The organism is Shouchella clausii (genome assembly GCF_002250115.1).
GTDB classification, from domain to species: Bacteria; Bacillota; Bacilli; order Bacillales; family Bacillaceae_D; genus Shouchella; species Shouchella clausii.
Map to the genome: position 1 here is coordinate 883,341 of NZ_CP019985.1, position 19,144 is coordinate 902,484.

The 19,144-nt window shown below is 45.3% G+C and carries 17 protein-coding genes; 5 read left to right on the forward strand and 12 right to left on the reverse strand.

Annotation, left to right across the window (positions count from 1 at the left end; genetic code table 11):
- The first annotated feature begins 24 nt into the window (after positions 1-24).
- On the forward strand, positions 25-951 hold the full coding sequence (locus BC8716_RS04225) for a carbohydrate ABC transporter permease (RefSeq protein WP_062748658.1): 927 nt from the start codon (positions 25-27) through the stop codon (positions 949-951).
- The gene (locus tag BC8716_RS04230) at positions 948-1,778 is read left to right on the forward strand and encodes a carbohydrate ABC transporter permease (protein ID WP_082808344.1); all 831 of its coding nucleotides are present in this window, start codon (positions 948-950) and stop codon (positions 1,776-1,778) included. Before BC8716_RS04225 ends, BC8716_RS04230 begins: the two co-directional genes overlap by 4 nt.
- 62 nt (positions 1,779-1,840) lie before the next feature.
- Here the strand turns inward: BC8716_RS04230 and BC8716_RS04235 are convergent, their stop codons facing one another.
- On the reverse strand, positions 1,841-2,188 hold the full coding sequence (locus BC8716_RS04235; protein ID WP_094424081.1) for a YkgJ family cysteine cluster protein: 348 nt from the start codon (positions 2,186-2,188) through the stop codon (positions 1,841-1,843).
- Between the two features lie 330 nt (positions 2,189-2,518).
- On the opposite strand from BC8716_RS04235, the gene BC8716_RS04240 reads away from it, so the two are divergent.
- On the forward strand, positions 2,519-3,808 hold the full coding sequence (locus tag BC8716_RS04240; RefSeq protein ID WP_062748662.1) for a homocysteine synthase: 1,290 nt from the start codon (positions 2,519-2,521) through the stop codon (positions 3,806-3,808).
- Positions 3,809-3,975: 167 nt separating this feature from the next.
- Here BC8716_RS04240 and BC8716_RS04245 read toward each other — a convergent pair whose 3' ends face one another.
- From BC8716_RS04245 to iolA, 10 genes are all read right to left on the reverse strand, one after another.
- Positions 3,976-5,568, reverse strand: coding sequence for a solute:sodium symporter family transporter (locus BC8716_RS04245; protein WP_094424082.1), 1,593 nt, complete (start codon positions 5,566-5,568; stop codon positions 3,976-3,978).
- Positions 5,569-5,715: 147 nt separating this feature from the next.
- Positions 5,716-6,738, reverse strand: a complete 1,023-nt coding sequence (locus BC8716_RS04250) for a Gfo/Idh/MocA family oxidoreductase (protein WP_094424083.1) — start codon at positions 6,736-6,738, stop codon at positions 5,716-5,718.
- A 5-nt stretch (positions 6,739-6,743) separates the two neighbouring features.
- Positions 6,744-7,625: a class II fructose-1,6-bisphosphate aldolase gene (fba, locus tag BC8716_RS04255; protein WP_094424084.1), complete on the reverse strand. Its 882-nt coding sequence runs from the start codon at positions 7,623-7,625 to the stop codon at positions 6,744-6,746.
- Between the two features lie 13 nt (positions 7,626-7,638).
- A complete protein-coding gene (locus BC8716_RS04260; RefSeq protein WP_094424085.1) occupies positions 7,639-8,478 on the reverse strand; it encodes a sugar phosphate isomerase/epimerase family protein in 840 nt (279 codons plus the stop codon).
- Between the two features lie 12 nt (positions 8,479-8,490).
- The gene (gene iolG, locus BC8716_RS04265) at positions 8,491-9,531 is read right to left on the reverse strand and encodes a bifunctional inositol 2-dehydrogenase/D-chiro-inositol 1-dehydrogenase (protein WP_094424086.1); all 1,041 of its coding nucleotides are present in this window, start codon (positions 9,529-9,531) and stop codon (positions 8,491-8,493) included.
- A 22-nt stretch (positions 9,532-9,553) separates the two neighbouring features.
- On the reverse strand, positions 9,554-10,465 hold the full coding sequence (gene iolE, locus BC8716_RS04270) for a myo-inosose-2 dehydratase (protein ID WP_094424087.1): 912 nt from the start codon (positions 10,463-10,465) through the stop codon (positions 9,554-9,556).
- A 13-nt stretch (positions 10,466-10,478) separates the two neighbouring features.
- Complete coding sequence (iolD, locus tag BC8716_RS04275) at positions 10,479-12,392, reverse strand: 3D-(3,5/4)-trihydroxycyclohexane-1,2-dione acylhydrolase (decyclizing) (RefSeq protein WP_094424088.1); 1,914 nt, start codon at positions 12,390-12,392, stop codon at positions 10,479-10,481.
- A gap of 53 nt (positions 12,393-12,445) precedes the next feature.
- Positions 12,446-13,426 (reverse strand): 5-dehydro-2-deoxygluconokinase, encoded by a 981-nt coding sequence (iolC, locus tag BC8716_RS04280; protein ID WP_011245285.1) that lies wholly within the window; start codon positions 13,424-13,426, stop codon positions 12,446-12,448.
- A gap of 15 nt (positions 13,427-13,441) precedes the next feature.
- Positions 13,442-14,257 carry a 5-deoxy-glucuronate isomerase gene (gene iolB / locus BC8716_RS04285; protein WP_094424089.1) on the reverse strand — a complete coding sequence of 272 codons (816 nt, stop codon included), beginning with the start codon at positions 14,255-14,257 and terminating at the stop codon, positions 13,442-13,444.
- A gap of 23 nt (positions 14,258-14,280) precedes the next feature.
- A complete protein-coding gene (iolA, locus tag BC8716_RS04290) occupies positions 14,281-15,756 on the reverse strand; it encodes a methylmalonate-semialdehyde dehydrogenase (protein ID WP_094424090.1) in 1,476 nt (491 codons plus the stop codon).
- Between the two features lie 204 nt (positions 15,757-15,960).
- On the opposite strand from iolA, the gene BC8716_RS04295 reads away from it, so the two are divergent.
- Positions 15,961-16,734 (forward strand): DeoR/GlpR family DNA-binding transcription regulator, encoded by a 774-nt coding sequence (locus BC8716_RS04295; protein ID WP_094424091.1) that lies wholly within the window; start codon positions 15,961-15,963, stop codon positions 16,732-16,734.
- A gap of 142 nt (positions 16,735-16,876) precedes the next feature.
- On the opposite strand, the gene BC8716_RS04300 is transcribed toward BC8716_RS04295, so the two are convergent.
- Positions 16,877-18,295: a DHA2 family efflux MFS transporter permease subunit gene (locus BC8716_RS04300; protein WP_094424092.1), complete on the reverse strand. Its 1,419-nt coding sequence runs from the start codon at positions 18,293-18,295 to the stop codon at positions 16,877-16,879.
- A gap of 254 nt (positions 18,296-18,549) precedes the next feature.
- On the opposite strand from BC8716_RS04300, the gene BC8716_RS04305 reads away from it, so the two are divergent.
- On the forward strand, positions 18,550-19,128 hold the full coding sequence (locus BC8716_RS04305) for a TetR/AcrR family transcriptional regulator (protein ID WP_094424093.1): 579 nt from the start codon (positions 18,550-18,552) through the stop codon (positions 19,126-19,128).
- Positions 19,129-19,144: the final 16 nt, after the last annotated feature.

Genomic DNA, 19,144 nt, shown 5'->3' on the forward strand with positions numbered 1-19,144 from the left:
ATCTTTATAAAAGGAGGGCTACATATGAAAACCGCAGTTCAACCAGAAACGTCTCCCCCGCTTACACAAAGAAAGGCAAAGAATGGTCGCACGATTTTCTTCTTTGTATTGCCAGCGCTTCTTGTTTATAGCGTATTTATTTTATATCCGATTTTTTCAACATTCTATTACAGCCTTCATGAGTGGAATGGTGTACAACCTCAACGCACCTTTATTGGACTGGATAACTATGTGACTCTCCTTAAAGACGCCACTTTTTGGCAAGCGCTGCAAAACAATAGTTTGCTTGTCCTTGTTTCTGTTTTTGTACAAATTCCGCTAGGGCTTATCATGGCACTTGTTCTCTTCAGCCCTGTCATCGGTAAAAGATTGTTAAATGTTATCTACTTTCTTCCCTATTTAATGTCTACGGTGGCGATAGGGCTTCTCTGGATTTTTATGTATGACCCGATAAACGGTCCGATTAACCAATTGTTGCAAGTATTTGGTTTTGATGCGATCCCCTGGTTGGCGGACGCCAATGTGGCGATGATTGCCATTTTAATTGTCGTTATTTGGCAATTCTCTCCTTTTTATATGATTTTATTTAAAGCAGCAATGGTAGGGATTCCAAATGAATTGTATGAAGCGGCTAGCATTGATGGCGCAAATGGAAGGCAACAGTTTTTTTACATCACGTTGCCAGCCCTCGTTCCTACTATTGTCAGTTCTTCCGTTCTCGCCGTTGTTGGTTCACTAAAAGCATTTGACATTTTTTACATTATGACTGGCGGCGGCCCTGGAGGGGCAACAGAAATATTAGGAACCTATATGTACAAGCAAGGCTTTATCCAGTTTAGCATGGGCTATGCGAGCACAGTCGCGGCTGCCATGTTTATTATTGCCTTTATTTGTGTAGCCATCATCCAATTTGTTGAATACCAGCGAAAGAAACGGGGGATCCTCTCGTGAATCCACTGCAACTCGTAAAACGCATCATGCTGTATGTGTTGGCTGTTTCCTTGTTGTTGTTTACGTTTTATCCGTTTATGTACATGGTCGGTACATCGCTTAAAAGCATGGACGAATTTTTCAACAACCCTTACGCGATTGTGCCCGACACCTTTACGTTTGAACATTACTTTGCCGTAGTCGATATGGGGCTGGCTGGCTACTTTTTAAATAGCTTAATCATTACTGTAAGCGCCGTCTCCTTGACAGTCGTCATTGCTTCATTAGCCAGTTATCCATTAAGTCGGCTGTCATTCCGCTTTAACCGCCCTCTGTTTTTGCTCTTCGTTGCAGGAATGATGCTCCCCATTCATGCAACCTTAATACCGATTTTTGTTTTAACACAAGAGATGGGCATTTATGATACATTGTTGGCTTTACTAGGCCCATATGTTGCTTTTAGCTTGCCAATCTCCATTTTCATCTTGACGCAGTTTATGCAGGAAATTCCTAAAGAGCTTGAAGAAGCAGCGCAAATCGACGGCGCGAATCACTGGACCATTTTTCGCAAAGTGATTTTCCCTAATGTAACCCCAGCCTTGTCTACAATTGTTATTTACAATTTCGTCTTCTTGTGGACAGAGTTTATCTTTGCACTCATCTTGCTAACAACAAGAAGTAAGATGACTTTGCCTCTTGGACTGCAAAATTTTTACGGCGAGTTGATGATCAACGTTCCTGGTCTAATGGCTGCTATTACGCTCGCTAGCTTGCCGATTTTGTTATTATTTATTATCGCCCAAGAACGTGTTGTCAAAGGTCTGACAGGCGGCGCTTTAAAAGGATAAATGCGGTTGTTTCACTTGTTGTGCTTGTCTCTGTAGCCCCGAAGGCAAGCAGCTAGAAGAGGTCAACCAAAATCTTTCCATGTAAAATCAATGCTTAACGTACCGACAACCTCTTCATTTGGGTGATACGTTTTAGCTAAAGCAGCTTCTGGTTTGCGAAAACAAACGAGATTTTGGTGATGCCCAAATGCGCGGCAAATCGATGGACGAACGGAATGGATGCCACAGCAATCATTGGCTTCGTCAAAAAAGATGCACGTCCCTAAAAAACGCTGTTGGTTTTTTAGGGAGTGGCACCTTTTCGCAGGCATTTTCTTGATATGTTTTTTTATATGTCGCAGCTCTTTTTCCGAAATAGGCACGGGCCCACAGCACAACCCATTGCATCCTCTGCATGGCAAATCTCCCATTTTCATCTCTCCTCTAATTCCTTTACAAACAACGGCAAAAAGCCTTTAAGCACACTTGAAAAGACACTTTCAAGTCGCTTAAAGGCAACGTTTGTTGGTTTTGTTACAGAAAATAGCCAGTTTATACGATCATTATACCATATTTATGCTTTAAGCGGCCAGATCCATCGTGTAAAAATCTCAACTCGCCTTTTTGGAAAGAGAAATATTTATTTTTTTCAGTTATTCTGTTATATTAATTCCTACGTATGAACTATTTAGACAAGTGTTTGTGCACGATTCCAAGTAAAAGATTCAAAATATACAAAACAAAAAGGTGGGGAAAGACGAATGACAGAAAAACAATCTCTTGGTTTTGAAACAATTGCTCTACATGGCGGACAAACGCCTGACTCTGCAACAAACGCGAGAGCGGTTCCCATTTACCAGACAAGCTCTTACGTATTTAATGATACTGATCACGCTGCAAATTTGTTTTCTTTACAAGAGCCAGGCAACATTTATTCGCGCATTATGAACCCGACACACGATGTGTTTGAACAGCGAATGGCTGAATTGGAAGGTGGCGTAGGCGCATTAGCAACTTCTTCTGGGCAGGCTGCCATTACGTATGCGATTTTAAATATCGCGGAAGCAGGAGACGACATTATTGCTTCCAGCAGCTTGTATGGCGGCACTTACGCCCTGTTTGCGCACACGTTGCCTAAACTAGGTGTGACATGCCATTTTGTCGATGTTGATGAACCATCCCAATTTCAAGAAAAGATCACAGACAAGACAAAAGCGATTTTTATCGAAACGATTGGCAATCCGCAAATCAACATAGCGGACATTGAAGCGATTGCGGACATTGCCCATGCAAATGGGATTCCCCTTATTGTCGATAATACATTCGCTACCCCGTATTTGTGCAGACCGATTGAACATGGTGCAGACATTGTTGTCCATTCCGCTACTAAGTTTATCGGCGGCCACGGGACATCGATCGGGGGCGTCATTGTCGACTCTGGACGATTTGATTTTGCCAATGGCAAGTTTCCTGGTTTATCAGAGCCAGACGCTAGTTACCATGGACTTGTGTATACAGAGGCACTTGGCCCCCTCGCCTACATTACAAAAGCGCGAGTCACGTTGCTAAGAGATATAGGCGCCTCTGCTTCTCCATTTAATACGTTTCTATTTATTCAAGGGTTAGAAACATTGCCGTTACGAATGGAGCGCCATGTAGAAAATGCGAAGCGCACTGCTGAATTCTTACAGCAGCATCCGAATGTTTCTTGGGTCCATTACCCAGGCCTAGAGTCGAGCCGTTACTATGATCTGGCACAGAAGTACATGCCAAAAGGGGCAGGGTCGATTTTTACATTTGGCATTAAAGGCGGCGTGGAAGAAGGCAAACGGTTTATTAACAGCTTGAGGCTATTCAGCCACTTAGCTAATGTTGGTGACGCTAAATCATTGGTGATCCATCCAGCAAGCACGACACATCAGCAACTAGACGAAGAAAGCCAAGCAAAAGCAGGCGTCACACCAGACATGGTTCGCCTATCTGTTGGCATCGAGACCATAGACGATATTCTGAGTGATTTAGACCAAGCGCTTCAAAAGAGCCAACAGTAGACAATAGTCCTCTCCATTCTCCAAGCAATAGTCGATTTCCTAAAGGTACATGTTAATATCACTCTCAGACGATTAGGCCAGTTGAAACTCCAACTGGCCTATTAAAAGGTGTTTTCTTTTGCCAAGTATCTTCGGCAAAAGGACAACGCTGTTCTTTTATCTGAATGTTATTTAGCTATTCCCCATGGTGAAAACAACAAATACGTTCCTAAAACCGTTAAAATAACGAAGGCACTTACCCAATGGCGGTGTTTCCAAGGTGTCAAATCAACTTTGTTTGTTGCTTCTGTCAATTCAAACGGAACCTGCAATGGCTTAAGACGGCTTAACGCCCATAAAAGAAACAAATCAATGAAAAACATCGCGCTAAATACATAAAGATAATGGATATCTAAGAACACCTGGCTTGCTGTATAGGCAACAACATGGAAGGCAAACGTCACTTTCACAGCAAAGGCAGTCGCGTATTTGGAATAGAAGCCAAGAATAATGATCGCCAGCAAAGGCATGCTATACAACCCATTAAACTGTTGGACGACATGGAATAACCCTGCCGGAGCAAAAGAAATCAATGGCGCAATAACAATTGATAATCCTCCCACAATGACCGTAACGATTTTGCCAAATCGAGCAACTTTTTTGTCTGTCACGGTTTTCTTGGCCAGCGGCTTATAGAAGTCAAGCGCTAACAAAGTAGCTGTTGCATTTAAAGCTCCTACAAATGAGCTTAAAATCGCGCCAAAGATAATCGCTGCAAAAATGCCGAATGCTATATCCGGTAAAACGGCAACCACTAACATTGGATAGGCGTTATCGGCAGGCTCGATGCCTTCGCCAAACATGTTGAATGCAATGATGCCAGGGAATACTAAGAACAAAGCGCCGAAAATTTTGAAAAAACCGACATAAAGCGCTCCCTTCTGCCCTTCTTTCAAGTCTCTTCCTGCCAGTACTTTCTGAACAATTAACTGGTTTGTACACCAATAAAATAAATTGTTAAAAAACATGCCTAAAAAAAGCGTTGGCCACGGCACCATTTCAGAGTCAATCGCGCCAATCGAATTTAATTTTTCAGGCGTATTTTGGCGAATCGTTTCAAATCCTGCAAGTAGATGCCCATCCCCTAATACAATCAACCCTAGAACTAGAATAGAAAGGCCACCAACAAGCAAACCAATGCCATAAATCGTATCGCTAAATGCACTAAGGCGCAGGCCGCCGATAAGCAAATAAAGCAGACCAACCATTCCAATCATGCCCGAAATGAGCGAAACCGCCACAAGAGGATGGACATTTAACAGTTCATCTACTGAAAAAATTTGGTTAAATACTAATGAACCAGAATATAAGACAACAGGAAGAAACGAAACCACATAGGTAAATATAAATAAAAACGAAGCAATTCTTTTCGTCGTTGCATCATAGCGCCGTTCAATAAAATCGGTCACCGTGTCAACACCATATTTTAAGTATTTTGGCAAAAACACTAATGCAAGTGTGACGATCGCAATCGCAGCTGTTACCTCCCAAGCCATGACTTCCATGCCGGCCACATAGCTTTGTCCGTTTTGACCAACAATTTGCTCTGTAGATAAATTGGTCATAATCACTGAACCGGCAATCGTCAAACCGGTCAAACTCCGCCCGCCTAAAAAGTACCCTTCTGAGCTCGAAAGGTCGACATTGCGGCTTCGTTTGTAAGCGAATAGCCAAATTGATCCGACGATCATTATAAATGAGGTAATGGAAAATACGCCCAATTTGTCTCTCCCCTTTATCACCGCTTCTATCCTTAAATCCACCCATAGGCAACAGCACTGCAAGCTTACATCATTGGTTAATAGACTTCTTTTTCTATTTATACAAGCCAGATCTAAGGTACATACAACTTGGCGTTTGTCCCTTTGCTACAGGGAGGCCTGTGGCTGCAACACTACTTTCTTGCCGTTTTTCATTGATTCGGTTGCAGCTAGCGCTACTTTTAAGTTGGTTGTGGCATCTTCAGCTGTTACAATTGGCGTGTTCCTTGAGCGGACACAGTCAATAAAATGCTGCAATTCTAAGCAGTACGCGTCATGAAAGCGAGTCTGGAAATTAGGAATGATTTCGTAACTTGACCCAGTGGCGTTCAGTATCGTCAATGATTTGTTCCGCAGTTCGCCAATAAACAGACTACCTTCTGAACCAATAATTTCAGCGCGGATGTCATAGCCATAGGGCGAATTACGGCTAGCTTCGGCATCCCCTGCCGCCCCATTGTCAAACTCAAAATAGGAAAGGGCTTGGTCAACATCGTCAAACGCTTCCATAAACGGGTACTTCAGCACCTGACCGTGGCCAGAAATAGCTGTGATTTCCGCCCCAATCAAATAGCGGGCAATGTCATAATCATGAATGGAACAATCAACAAACAACCCGCCGCTATCTTTTATAAATTCAGGCGGCGGCGCGCCTGCATCGCGGGTAAAGCCTTTATAATAGAGAGGTTTGCCGATCTCTCCAGCAGCAATTCGCCGCTTGGCATCTGCGTAAGCCGGGTCAAACCGTCGCATAAACCCCACTTGACAAATAATACCTGCCTCCTGAACCGCTTTCACTACTTCTATCGATTCATCTAATTGCAAAGTCAGCGGCTTTTCAACAAAGACATCTTTCCCATAGCTAGCTGCTAATTTGATCATCTCAGCGTGCGTCCGCGTCGGCGTGACGATAACAACGGCATCGACTGCAGGATTTGCAAATGCATCGAGCACATCGTCCGAGTAACCAGGCACCCCAAATGTCTGGGCGACATCCTTGGCCCGGCCAGGAAGGGGGTCTATGACTTGGACAATTGCCGCCCCACTCACTTCCGTAAGCAAATTTTTCGCATGGTAAAAGCCAAGGCGCCCAAGGCCAAGAACGGCGCATTGGATGGATGGTGCTGTCATAGGTTTCATCTCCTTTGTAGCCTTACAGAACCGGTTGCTTTATTAGCTGCTCCAAATTGCTTGATTTTCTTTTCAACCGTAGCCTGGACCATCGCTAGGCCCTCTTGTAAGAGCAGTCGCGGCTCAAACGCCGTTTCTTGCTCGGCAAATGTTGTCCGGCAAGCATCAGACCATGCGATCATGCATTCTGTGTTTATATTGACTTTAGCGTGGCCAAGCTTTATGGCCCGTTGTAGTTGTTCATCAGGTATGCCCGAGGCACCGTGAAGGACGAGCGGCACATCCGTGCGGGCGGAAATGGCAGCCATTTCGTTAAATCCAAGCTTTGGCTCACCCTTGTATTTGCCATGGACGGAGCCGAGCGCGGCGGCGAGAGCATCGACATTGGTTTCGCAGACAAACCGCTGGCATTCTTCCACATCGGCATATTTGATTCCGGCAATTAGCCCATCTTCCATGCCACCGACTGTACCGACCTCTCCCTCTACCGACACATGACGTGCGTGGGCGTAAGCCACTACCTCTTTCGTCATGTCAATATTCTCGTTAATTGGATATTGAGAGCCGTCAAACATGACAGAACTGAAGCCAGCGTCAACTGCTTTCTTGCAACGCTCAATACTTAAACCGTGGTCAAGATGGAGCACGACAGGCACCGTTATACCAAGTTCATCGGTTAATGCCCCCATCATGGCCACAACCGTTTGAAAGCCTCCTAAGTAGTCAATCAAACGATCAGAAGCAGCTGCAATTACTGGCGATTGTTGCAATTCGGCGCCTGCTAAAATCGCTTTCGCCCATTGCAGCCCATTTATATTAAATTGGCCAATTGCGTAACTGTCTTTCTTCGCGTCGGCCAACAATGGAGCCATCGCCACAAACTCCATGCCTTCCCTCCTTTCAAAGATGACTTAAGGTACTTTCTAGGACTCGGAGTGTCGTTTCTCTTGCTTTTCGAATCGTTTCTTCAGCAGGTAGCTGGTAATATTCTGGCCGAAACAACTCTACTGACACAGGGCCGGAATAACCGATCGCTGTTAATGCGGTAAACTGACCAGCGAGGTCAATGGCTCCCTCGCCTGGCCAGACACGGTGTTCATCCCGAAGTGCGCCAACGGGAAAATCATCTGTGTCGTCAATATGGACAATAAAGATTTTTTCGCCATCGGCCTGTTGTAAATCTTCAAGGTTCGAACCCATTGCATGAAAATGGAAACAATCAAACACAAGTCCGACATTTTCCCGATTAACATCTTCAATGATGCGGTAAGCGTCGGCAAACGTATTGACAGTGCAATCAGGATGGCCAACAAACTCAAGGGCAATCTTCACTTTCGACTGCTGCGCCTCCTCAGCCAAAGTAGACAATGTCTCGACACAGCTTTTACGGATTTCCTCTCTTAAAAGCGGCTGCTTTGTTATAAGTGGAACCGCTACGATATAAGGGATGTTGAGCTGCTCGGCGACATGGAGCATTTCTTGAAACTGCTTCATCATTTCCTTATAGGCTGCTTCGCCTAAATTGTTAAAAAAGACAAGGGCATTAAGCGCCAGTGGTTTAAGACGGCTCTCCGCAAAAAATTGGTTTAAATCAGCTAATGTATGGGTTTTTAAATATTCAGGCAGCTTATCTTCTGTACGAATTTCAATAAAGTCATAGCCATGCTTTTCGCAGTAAGCCAGGTCTTCCTCTAATGTGGCATTGTCGCGGGTTGTCGCCCCATTAAAACAAAGTTTCATTGTTGTTTCCTCCTATACTTGCTCGGGCGTGGCTGCTGAGTTTTGATAAAACGCAGGTTTCTCAGGAAGCTCAATCGATTCTTCCTGCCCCGACTCTTGTGCTTTTACACAGGCATCGGCAGTTACCGCAGCCACATATCCGTCCCACGCGCTCGGCCCTGAAGCCGGTTCGTCCTTTAAGCCATCGTCAATAAAGGCTTGCAGTTCGACGTCATAAGCGGCTTCAAACCGTTTTTTCCAGTCTTGCAGCACTTCCGTCCCTTTGCGGCCGTTGCTGCATAAACGGACTGCTGGGACATCAGGCAGACTGATAACGCCCTCTTCGCCAGCTATTTCGCATTGGATGTCGTAGCCATATTTACAGTTAACAAAAATTTCCGCTTGAATGATGACGCCTTTTTTCGTTTCAAGCAACACGAGTTGCGGATCTTGCAAATGGGGAAGCGCATGCTTTGTTTTTTTCGGATAAAGGACACGGACATGTTGATACTCGTCATTTAGGAGCCAATGAAGTACGTCAATTTCATGAATCAATGTGTCCGTAATCGCCATGTCGGTTGTATAGCTTTCTGCGGACTCGACATTGCGGTGGACGCAACGGACCATCAATGGTTCTCCGACCAATTCCTGCTCAAGTGCTTGCTTTAATTGAAGATAGCCGCTGTCAAAACGCCGCATAAACCCGACTTGGACAAGCCGCTTGCCATGAGCCATTTCCGCTTCGACAATGCGCATGCACCCGTCTGCCGTGGTCGCAAGTGGCTTTTCGCAAAAAACACGCTTGCCTGCCTCAAGCGCTGCCAGCACACTCGCTTCGTGTGCTGGACCCCAGCTGGCTATTAAGACGGCATCAACATCGTGGGCGGCAATCAATTCTCTGTCATTGGCATAAACAGTCGCCTGTTTGGCGTATGTGTTGGCCACTTTCCTGGCAAGATCTTGGTTAACGTCTGTAACCGCTGTCACTTTTGCTCCTGAAAGTTTGCATTCTAATCGCCTAATATGGTCTTGGCCAATGGCCCCCGTGCCAATCACGCCCACTCGAACTGTCATGTTCCTTCCTCCTTCATCTTGTTTAAATGGTTGCCTGCTTCTCGCCGCCTGCCAGCAAATAGGAATCAATATAGCGTCTTGCTTTTAATGCGTACTCCAGCGGGTGGGCAATGTTTGGATCTTGCTCCGCCTCTACGACAATCCAGCCATCGTAGCCCCCTCGAATAAGACGTCGGTATACTTTTGTAAAGTCAATGCAGCCATCGCCTGGTACTGTGAACATCCCTTTTAAAAACGCTTGTTGGAACGAAAGCCCGTCACGCCTGCAAGCATCCGTCACCTCACTTCGCACATCTTTAAAATGGACGTGCTTAATCCGATCCATATAGTCATCGAGGAGCGGCAAAAATGCTCGATCTGACACGTAGGCGTGCCCCGTATCATACAGAAGGCTCACTAAGCTCGGATCCGTATGGGCCATCAGTTGATCAACTTCTGCTTTTGTTTGCACGCCCGTGCCGAGATGGGGATGGAACGCAAGTGTAAGGCCATATAAATGAGCAATTGCCCCAAGCTCCTCAAGCCCTTCGTATAAACACTTCCATTCTTCTTTCGAAAAAGTCGGCTTGTCACGGAAAATATTTGCTTCAAGCCCTTGGATGCTATACGTTTGTTCCGAAACGATCGCCATCTCTGCGCCGATAGCTTGCAAAAACTGGCAATGGGTATCGAAGGCTTGGGCGGCTGAAGCGATGCCATCGCGAATGATATAGCTGGAAAACCACTTGCCAGCCACTTTTAAATTTCTTAGCTGCAGCTCTTTGTTTAAAATTTGTGGCTCAGGAAAAAAGCCGCCTGCTTCCGTTCCTTCAAATCGAGCAACAACAATATCGCCAAGCAAATGGGAAAGTGTGTTTTCCGCGCCAATTTCCGGAATGTCGTCATTGCGCCAGCCAATGGGGGCAATGCCCCAGCGGATCTTGCGATTTGCCATTGGATCGACTCCTCTAATAATGTTTTGCTTCCTTGAGCTTTGCTTGCCTTGCTTGATAGGCATCTTGAATAGACTGGGAAGCAGCCACTTCGGCGACGCCGACATTCCACCAGCTTTCATAGCCGTCTGTCATCGTCTTTGGCAGCACTTTCATTTCAATCAACGTGGAAGTCTCTTGCTTCTTGGCATCTTCAAGCGCTGCCTTTAATTGTTCAACTGTGTTAGCCCGGTATGTTTTGGCTCCATATCCTTCAGCGACTTTGGCATAATCGATGTTCATCACTTGATTGTCTGCCGTAAGGAATTCGCAATAATAACTGCCGCCGCCATGGTCCATCTGCAAGTTGCTGATACAGCCAAAACCGGCATTGTCAAACAGCAATATATTGATTTTCTTGTTATATTGGATGGCGGTAATCAATTCGGAATGGAGCATAAGAAAGCTGCCATCTCCGACGATCGAATAAACTTCTCGCTCAGGCTCGGCTAGTTTGATGCCAAGGGCGCCAGAAATTTCATAACCCATGCAGGAATACCCGTATTCAAGATGGTACGTATTCGGCTCGTTTGCGTGCCAAAGTCGCTGCAAATCCCCTGGAAGGGAGCCCGATGAACAAATAATTGTGCTGTCCTCATCAATGGTTTCATTAATAGCCAGCAAGGCAGTCGTTTGCGGCAGTTCTGTACCCAGAGCATCGGCATACTCATTTAACTTCTCTTGGCTAAAATGCTCTTTGACTTCAGGCACAAATGTTTTTCTATTAAAGACGACTGATTTTAGGCGGTTCCGTTCAGCGAGCCACTCTTCTTTCAACGCAGCAATTCGATCGCCAAACGCTGACCGATACATTTTTAACCTGGAAATAAGTAGGCTAAGCGTTTCTTTCGCATCTGCAACAACCTGATAAGCATCAAGCTTATACGTTTGCATGCGGCTGACATTGATATTTAAAAACGTGGTATGCTCAAAATCAAACGCCGTTTTTGACGAAGTCGCAAAGTCGGTGTAGCGAGTGCCTACGCCAATCACCAAGTCAGCTTCACGGGCTGCCTTATTCGCTGCAAGCGTGCCGGTAACGCCAAGGCCACCTAGGTTGTTAGCAAAGTCAGCGGCAACAGTTGCTTTTCCTGCTTGTGTTTCGACGAGAGGAATGCCACACTGTTCAGACAGCGCTACTAGTTCTTCCTTTGCTTCTGAATATTTAGCGCCTCCGCCAACAACAAGAAGCGGCCGCTTGCTCCTACGAATCCGTTCAAGTGCCTCTTCGATTTCCCGCTCCGTTGGCTTTCTACGTTCTAAATAATGAATGCGCTTTCTGAAAAACTCCTCTGGATACTCATATGCTTCTCCTTCGACATCTTGGGCGATGCAAATCGTCGCGGGCCCCGCTTTTCCTGGGTCTGTCATGACTTCAAAGGCACGAATAAGGCTCGACATTAACTGCTCTGGGCGAGTAATCCGGTCCCAGTATCTCGACACCGGCTTTAATGCATCATTTGTCGTCACTGCTTGGCTGTATTCTTGTTCAAATTGCTGCAAAACTGGGTCAGGCTGGCGAGTCGCGAATGTATCGGCAGGAAGAAGCAAAACAGGTATATTGTTAGCTAGCGCTGTGCCAGCAGCTGCAACAAGGTTCGCGGCTCCTGGGCCTACAGAAGTTGTCACTGCATATATTTTTTTGCGGAGCATCTGCTTGCTAAAAGCCATTGCCGCATGGGCCATCCCTTGTTCATTTTTGCCTTGCCATACGTTTAATCGCCCGGCATCTTGCTCTAGTGCTTGGCCAATCCCTAACACATTTCCATGTCCGAAGATCGTAAAAATCCCTTCAACGAAAGGCTCCTCTTTCCCGTCAGCATGCAAATATTGGGCATTTAAGAACTTCACTAGCGCTTGTGCAGTCGTCAATCGTATTGTTTTCGCCATTGTTTACACCTCGCATCATCACTACGCGTTTTTATTTAAAGAAAATTCGACATTCAAACATGCTGTTCTTCGACAAGCGCCTTGATTTCAGATAAAGTTGGCATTGCTTCCGATGAACTGTGCTTACTGACAACAATCGATGCGGAAGCGCTCCCAAAACGCAATGCTTGATCAATGTCATAACCACGCAAAAGTCCATATAGAAACGCAGATGCATACGAATCTCCAGCACCAAACGTTTTTAACACGTTTGTTTTGTACACGCCTGCTCGAAAGGTTTCTCCTGATGGCAAATAAGCGTAAGACCCATCAACACCATGTTTAATAACAACCAATTCCGGCTCTTTGGCAAATAGCATTTTGGCTGTTTGCTCATTGCCGCTGGCACTTGCCCCTTCCATAATGTCATACTCTTCCCGCGTGCCGATCACGATATGAGCCATGCCTGCCAGAAGTGTGTAGTAGACGGACGTTTCTTCCCTCGATGACCACGTGTACGGACGATAATCGAGTTCAAACACAACTTTTGTACCTGCCGCCTTTGCAAGTGACACTGCTTTTAAGGCTGCCTCCCGTGAAGGCGATTGAGCCAATGCCGTTCCAGAAATGAGCAGTACTTTTGCAGATCTCACATAACCGGCGTCGATTTCATCAGGGCTTAAATATAGGTCAGCTGCTTTTTCACGGTACATCAAAATGCTGCATTCTTCAGGGCTCAAAATTTCCGTAAACGTCAAACCTGCTTTATGCCCTTCTCGGTCAATCACGAGCTGGCTTGTATCCACGCCTGCCTCTCTCATATAAGAAGAAATAAACCGGCCATGTTGGTCATCAGGAATTTTACCGACAAAACCGACTTTCAAGCCAAGCTTCGCGCTGCCAATGGCAATATTGGCTGGCGAACCGCCGACATATTTTGTGAATGACCGCGTTTCTTCCATCGGCCGGTTGTATTCGGCCGCATTTAAATCAATGCAGGCCCTGCCAAGCGCAATCACATCAAATTGCTTTCCCTCTTGAAATTGGATGCCCATAGGCTACCGCTCCTTTTATCGTGATAAAATCCACTCATGGTCTTTTTCATTACGGAATTTCCAAATACGTACAGGGCCTGCCATTACGTTTAAATAGTAGGACGCATAGCCGTCAGGAACGCCAACTGGATGGTAGCCAGCAGGTACAATGACAACATCGCCGTTTTCGACAGCCATCGTTTCGTCTATATTACGTGACTCAGTATACACACGTTGGAACACAAACCCTTGCGGTGGATCGATTTCATGGTAATACGTTTCCTCTAGAAAAGACTCGTAGGGCAAATTATCCTCATCATGCTTGTGGGGCGGATAACTGGACCAATTGCCGCTTTCTGTAAACACTTCGACGACTAGCAAACTGTTTGCAGTCTTGTCTGAATCAGGCAATATATTATGGACTAAGCGCTTGTTCTGTAATTGGCCCCTGTTTTCAATGCCGACGTCACTCGCTTTAATAAGTTTTGTCGGCAATTGTTTGTTTGAAGGCGCATAGCAAAGAGCGATGCACGCCTCACTTATTCCAGTTACCGTAAATGAACGGCCATTCGAGAGATAGACACTGTCTGTCGGTTTCCGTTCAAATACGCTACTCCGTGTGCCAATATTGGAAAACACATGCTCTCCGTCCGTTACCGTGACTGTTCCCCTTACAACAACAATGCAACATTCATAGGAACCGAGCGTTTCTTCGTATATAGCGTTTGCCTGGATATCGACGAGCTTAAACGATACATACTTAAGGGGCGCCTTTTCTGCCTCCGTGTCATGAACAAGTGTAACCCCTTGTTTAAGCACCTTTGTTTTCGGTTTTTTTAGTAACTGGCCCACCGGTATGCCTCCCCCTTACAAAATTAGTCAAATGACGGCTTCGGATAACGGGCGGTCACGACTTTTTTGCGCGTATAAAAGTCTACGCTATCTTTTCCGTTTGCATGAAGCGTCCCATAAAACGATGATTTCCATCCTGAAAAAGGAAAAAATGCCATAGGCGCAGGAACGCCAAGGTTAATGCCAAGCATTCCAGCATCAATGTTTTCACGAAAATAGCGGACGGCCGCCGCATTCGTTGTAAATAGGCAAGCTCCGTTTGCAAATTCAGAGCGATTGGCTATTTGAATCCCCTCATCTAAATTTTTCACACGAATAATCGAAAGCACAGGGGCGAAGATTTCATCTTTCCAAATCGTCATATCCGTTGTCACATGTTCAAAAATCGTCGGCCCAATAAAATAACCATCGGCAGATACCCGGCTACGGCCGTCGCACACAAGGGTCGCCCCTTCCTCCACTCCTTTTTCAATATAAGCAATGGTTCGTTTTTTGTTTTCTTCACGTATGACAGGGCCTAAAAACACACCGTCGTCTAAACCATTGCCAATCACGAGCGATTCAGCTTTTGCCTTTAATTTGGCTACAAACGCATCGGCAATTCCTTCCTCGACTGTAACAACAGCACAGGCCATGCACCGCTCCCCAGCAGAACCAAAAGCAGCTCCGGCAATATTGGTGACGGCGTCGTCCAAATCGGCATCATTTAAGACGATTGTATGGTTTTTCGCTCCTGTCAACGCTTGAACGCGTTTTAAGTTTTCGCTTGCTTTTTTATAAACATACTCGCCAACAGGCTTAGAGCCGACAAACGATATCGCTTTTACGTCAGGGTGCTCTAGCATGCCATTGACGACATCTTGGGCGCCATAGACAACATTGAACACGCCATCTGGCAGGCCAGCTTCAGTAAGCAAGTCGGCGAGCTTTTCAGTCAATAATGGCGTCCGCTCTGAAGGTTTTAATAGAAATGCATTTCCGAGTGCGATCGCCATTGGGAACATCCAACATGGCACCATCATCGGAAAATTGAATGGCGCGATTCCGCCGACGACGCCAATGGGATAACGATAATTGCTTGCTTCTACGTCTGTCGCAATCGTCGGTAATGAATCGCCCATCATTAAGCTTGGGGCACCTGCAGCAAATTCAACATTTTCAATGCCGCGCTGCACTTCCCCCCTTGCTTCCGTCAAGTTTTTGCCGTTTTCAATTGTAATCAAACGCGCCAATTCTTCCTTATCACGCTGCAATAGTTGCTGATAATTGAATAAAATCCGCGCACGACGCGGCACAGCGACTTTCGACCATTTAGCAAAAGCGGTTTTTGCGACTTCAACTGCGTGCTCTACATCCGCCTTTGTCGAAAGGGGCACTTGGCAAATGACCTCTTTAGTCGCCGGATTCACTACATCTTCATAAAGGCTTGTGCTGCTTTCAATCCATTTTCCATTAATATAATTTTTGACTTTACGGACCTCTACTGCTGTTTCGCCCATGTGCTAGCCTCCTAAAGTGGGTAAACCGCTTTCAATATCGGTTACTTTTTGATCATTTCTTGGTTATATATTAAAACTATATGCCATAAAAGGTCAACATATTTCCATCATTTTTTGAGTAAAAATGATTAAATGATGGTTATTTGTTGAATAACTTTGAAGACTATGCTATTGTCTAGGTAGATAAAAAAAGGGGTTTTCACAATGAAGCTATTACGTATACAAGAAATGGAAGCATACATTCTTAAAAATGGCTCGGCCTCCCTTGATGAGCTGTGCGAGGAATTTAATGTATCAAAAAACACGATCCGGAGAGACATTAACAAACTAGTCGAAAACGGCGTGATCCGCAAAGTTTATGGTGGGGTCACCGCAGTAGAAAAAAGTTTAGTCTCGTTTGAGAACCGAAAAGTACGAAACCAAGCAGAAAAAACGAGAATTGCTCGTGAGGCAGCCAACTTCATTAAAGACGATGACTTAATATTTATAGACTCGGGCACGACAACAAAATCGATTTTGGCGGCATTGGACCCGAATATCTCGATTACTGTTCTGACAAACAGCTTGGATGTTATTAATGCGGCTACAGGTTTTGAGCAAATCCATTTAATTGTGATCGGCAATTCTTACAAACACAAAACGCGCTCATTTGTCGGCATCGATGAAGCTGCGATATTGCAAAAATACAACATCCACAAGGCGTTTATGTCGGCTACTGGTGTCAGCATTGCCCATGGCCTTACCAATGCCGACCAACTCGAGTACGAAATTAAAAAGATCGCAGCCGAAAAAGCACGTGAGGTATTTTTGCTTGCCGACCAATCAAAATTTGGGAAATCCACGCTATTGACATATGCTCCCTTCAACCGAGTCGACCACTTAATTACATCAGCTCCACTCGATGAAGAGTACGCAGCCTATTGCCAAGACCACCATATCGATGTCGTGGTCGCTGCTGAACACCATGTGGCGAACTGACTAGAGACACGTTTACGTAAAGCAAAAAACCACTCTGCAAGCAAACGCACACCTCCGATTTCATTCGTTCCTAACAACGAGGTGCCGTTTATATAGAGTGGTTTTTTTATTTGTTTCACGCTGTGCTGTAAAATTCAGGTTTTTATTGCTTATCCCCTAGTTCTTCCCGTTGCTGAGTGTTCTTTTCTTTTGCCGTATACACTAATACCCATGCTACCAGTGCCAAAATGGCCATTACGCCAAAGGCAAGCTTTAGCCCTGCTAGCGTTCCTTCTACGTAGTCGATGTCGTTTCGGTTCGCGTTGACGCTGACAAGTGTCGTCAATACCGTTAATCCTAGCGCTGCGCCAAACTGCCTGATCGTATTGGCAATCGCCGTTCCGTGGGCAAGTTCTGCTTGCTTTAGAGCGTTCATCGCTATCGCTGTCGCTGGCGTCATTGTGAAGCCAATTCCAACCATAAACGCACAAAAACAGACAACTAGCAGAGGAATGCCCGTTTGATCTCCCATAAACATAAAGATAGTGAATACCAACACTAGAATCCCATAACCACTTAAACCAAGAGCTCTCCCGCCGAATGAGTCAAACAGCTTGCCTGAGGCAAATGAAGTCAACGCCAACAAGACCGTTCCCGGCAAGAGAATCATCCCCGATGAGAAAGCCGACCGCCCTTGGACGTCTTGAATAAATAACGGCAACAACGTTTCCGTTGAAAGCAGCAAAATCGAAATTACAAAAGACAGGATCACACCGTGTACAAACCATGAATGTTTAAATAAACGAAGTTCAAGCATCGGTGAGTCTAAACAAAGCTGCCGCCATATAAACATTGCTATTGCAAAGAAACCGGCACTAAGAGGCACGAGTACAATAGCAGAGGAAAACCCAGCGATGCTAATATTGCTTAAACCGAAAATTACGCCGGAGAAGCCAACGACGGTAAGGAACAGGGACAATAAATCAAATTTAACGCTTTTTTGTTCTGTTACGTTTTGCATAAAGACTGCAGCAAGAACGAAAATCGCGAGGGCGAGGGGCAAAACAAGCCAAAACAAAGAACGCCAACCTAGCCAATCAACGATATAACCGGAAATCGGCGGACCGATAGCTGGCGCCACATTAATGACAAGTGCCATAAGCCCCATAGCATAGCCTCTTTTTTCAGCCGGGTAAACATGCAAAAGGATCGTTTGCACAAGCGGTAGCATCATGCCAGCCCCGATCGCTTGGACGACCCGTGCACTTACGAGTAAGACAAATGAGGGCGCTATCGCTGACAATACCGTGCCGATGACAAAGCATGCTAAGGCAGTCATTGTCAGCGCCCGTGCACTGAAACGGCTCATTAAATAACCCATTGTCGGGATGAGCATCGTCGCCATCAGCAAAAAGGACGTAGTTAGCCATTGCACTTGCGTCGCATTTATGGAAAATTCATCCATAATCGTTGGAAAGGCCGTAATTAATAAAAATTGATTAAATAAAAATAAGAACGACGCAGCCAGAACGGTAATGACCATCATGTTCTCGCGCCAATGGGAATTTGTCGTTTCATTCATTTTTTGCCAAACCTCCTACCGATGAAGTGGTTCAACACCTATTCACTCTACGGTGTTTTTGTTGAAAATGCAACAAAAATAAACGTGTACAAAGCACTTAAGGAAAAATCCTATGATGGGTGAACATGTGAAATTAAGTTAAAAAGACAGCTCCCAGCCTTAACTCGTATGCTGATAAGGGCAAATTGACAAATGCTGTTTCACTTGCTATTATTAAAAATGAATGACATTCAGTCATTAAAGGATGTGTACAAGTGGATAAAAAAGAACGCATTGTTGAAGCAGCGATTGTTGCCTTTAAAGAAAAAGGCGTCGAAAAAACGACGATTACTGACATTGTGAAACGGGCTGGGATTGCCCAAGGGACTTACTATTTGTACTTTCCTTCTAAACTGGCGGTTATGCCTAGCATTGCCGAAGTATTCGTCAATAAGCTGATTGATCGGCTTCATAAGTCCGTCCGCAGCGACTCGATCGAAAGGCAAATTGAGGAAGTTGTTGAAGCCATTTTCTCGATTACGGAAGAGCATAATGATTTGGCCATATTAATTTATTCAGGCTTGACTCAAACGGAGTATGTCAAGGAGTGGGAAATGATTTATGCACCATTATACGACTGGTTTGACGGCATGCTAGCCCGCGCCCTTGACAAGAACGCAATTCGCGAGACAATCAATACTGCCTATACCGCCAAAATCATGGTCGGTGCGATTGAATCAACAGCAGAACAGCTTTATTTGTACGACCAACATGATCAAGCGAGCGCACAAGCACATAAAAATGAGCTCATATCATTTATTAGCCATGCATTAGGAGCAAGCGGTCTGCACTAAGGCGCTTGCCTTTCTT